The sequence below is a fragment of the Novosphingobium cyanobacteriorum genome (assembly GCF_029436685.1).
Lineage (GTDB): Bacteria > Pseudomonadota > Alphaproteobacteria > Sphingomonadales > Sphingomonadaceae > Novosphingobium > Novosphingobium cyanobacteriorum.
In genome coordinates, this window is record NZ_JAROCY010000069.1 from 1 (window position 1) to 2132 (window position 2132).

The window sequence follows — 2132 nt, forward strand, 5'->3', positions numbered from 1 at the left end:
AAAAAAGATCCCATGGGCGCGGGCTGGCGCCGGTTGAGGCAGACTGACCTTCCCGCTTTGTCGTGAAGGAGGTTGCCCGTGCCCGTGTCCGTCTCATGCCATGCCGCCGTCAGCACGCAGCTGAACGCAATCTTCGTGTCGCTGGAGCTGAGCCGCTCCACCTGGCTGGTGACGTCGCTGTCGCCGGGTCGCGGCGAGCGGATCTCGCGGCATCAGGTGAAGGGCAGCGACGTGCCGGCACTCCTGGAGCGGTTCGCGCAGTTACAGGCGAAGGCGCGGGAGCGGACAGGCGAGCAGTACCCGTTGGTCGTCATCCAGGAGGCGGGCCTCGACGGCTTCTGGATACACCGCTGCCTGGTGCGCGAGGGTATCGAGAGCTACGTCGTCGACGCCGCCTCGATTGCCGCTTCACGACGCAGCCGGCGCGCCAAGACGGACAAGCTCGACGGCGAGGCGCTGGTCCGCACGCTGCTGGCCTACAAGCGCGGGGAGCCGCGGGTGTGTGCGATGGTGGCGGTGCCGAGCGTCGAGGACGAGGACCGGCGACGCATCTCGCGCGAGCGGCGGGCTTTGGTCGTGGAGCGGGTGCGGCACGTCAACCGCATCAAGGGCCTGCTGTTCGCGCAAGGGGTCGGCGACTACGAGCCACTGCGCGCCGACCGGCGGGCGCGGCTGGACGAACTGGTGACCGGCGATGGACGACCGCTGCCCCGGCATGTTCGCCGCGAGATCGAGCGCGAGCTGGACCGGCTGGAGATGGTCGTCGGCCAGATCAAGCAGGTCGAAGCCGAGCGCGACGCGCTGCTCGAGCCGCGGTCGGATGCCGCCGGTGAGGCGGACACTGGTCCCCGGCTCATCCAGTTGCGCGGCATCGGTCCTGAGTTCGCCGGCGTGCTGCACGCAGAAGCGTTCTTCCGCAGCTTCAGCAATCGACGACAGGTCGCCGCCTATGCCGGGCTGGCCCCATCACCGTGGCAAAGCGGCAGCATGGACCGGGAGCAGGGCGTGTCCAAGGCGGGCAACAAGCGGTTGCGAACGACCATGATCCAGGTCGCCTGGCTGTGGCTGCGTCATCAGCCGGACTCGGAGCTGACGAAGTGGTACGCGGAGCGGGTGGGCGCGAACGGTGGTCGCGCGCGGCGGGTCATGATCGTGGCAGTCGCACGCAAGCTGCTGATCGCGCTGTGGCAGTTCGTCTCGGCCGGCGTGGTGCCCGCAGGCGCGCTGCTGAAGGCCGCATGAGCACGTAACCCGATACGAGTTCCCGCAGGGCATCGTCCCTGCCGGATCCAGGTGGACGGACCGGAGGTCCCTGTTGGCTTCAGATGCCGAAAAAAAGGTTGGTCCCGTCTCCTGAGCCAGACCCGACGCAAGCGGGATTGTGGTGCAGCCGCGCACGAGCGGCGACCGGATGTGAGGTTAGAGCGGACCGGTCACCGGGACGCTTGTTGCAACAGGCTCAGGCCAGTGATCCAAAAATTGAGGAGGACGACCATGGCCTGACGCTCTGACCATTCCTGACGATTGATCTGGAATGGCGACGACAAAGCGATAAGCTGGCGTCATGTACGCCGCACGAGCCAAGCGCACCTATCCTTCAATTTGGCGGGTGATCCTCGCCTTTGTAGTGGTCCCGGGCGCAGCCGCCTTGTTGATGGCTATTGCTATGCCAGCATATGAGGGCATCACCGATCCGCTCGAACGGATCTGGCGGAGCGCTGTGGCATTTGCCGTGTTTGGCGCTTACCCTCCAGCCTTTATCATCGGGCTCCCGGCGTTCTTCATGTTACGCCGACACGTCAATGCGACAATCATCAACTGCGCTGCGACTGGTGCAGTGGTCGCCGCTCTTCCCTGGCTCGTGCTCGCGTTAATAAGTCGACCGGATAATGCGAGCATTGATGGACGATCAACCGTCATCGACGGATCTTTGACTACTTACGGATGGCTGATGAACTTCTACTACGTCGGCCAAATTGCCCTATTAGGCGCTATTGCAGGCGCGCTGTTTTGGTTCATTGCTGCGGCTGGCAGCCGAACCGGCAAGGTAGAACAGATATGATTGTGCGGAAGGAAAGAGGCTGCACGCTCTACCGCACAGCCTCTTGACCTGAGAACTCCCATGTGAGGGG

2 protein-coding genes are annotated in these 2132 nt (G+C 64.4%); both read left to right on the top strand.

Going from position 1 to position 2132, the window contains the following annotated elements:
- Window positions 1-84: 84 nt before the first annotated feature.
- Entirely contained in the window at window positions 85-1242 is a 1158-nt protein-coding gene (locus tag POM99_RS22230) for an IS110 family RNA-guided transposase (RefSeq protein WP_174435570.1), read from the top strand.
- A gap of 322 nt (window positions 1243-1564) precedes the next feature.
- Window positions 1565-2062, top strand: coding sequence for a hypothetical protein (locus tag POM99_RS22235; RefSeq protein WP_242201904.1), 498 nt, complete (start codon window positions 1565-1567; stop codon window positions 2060-2062).
- Window positions 2063-2132: the final 70 nt, after the last annotated feature.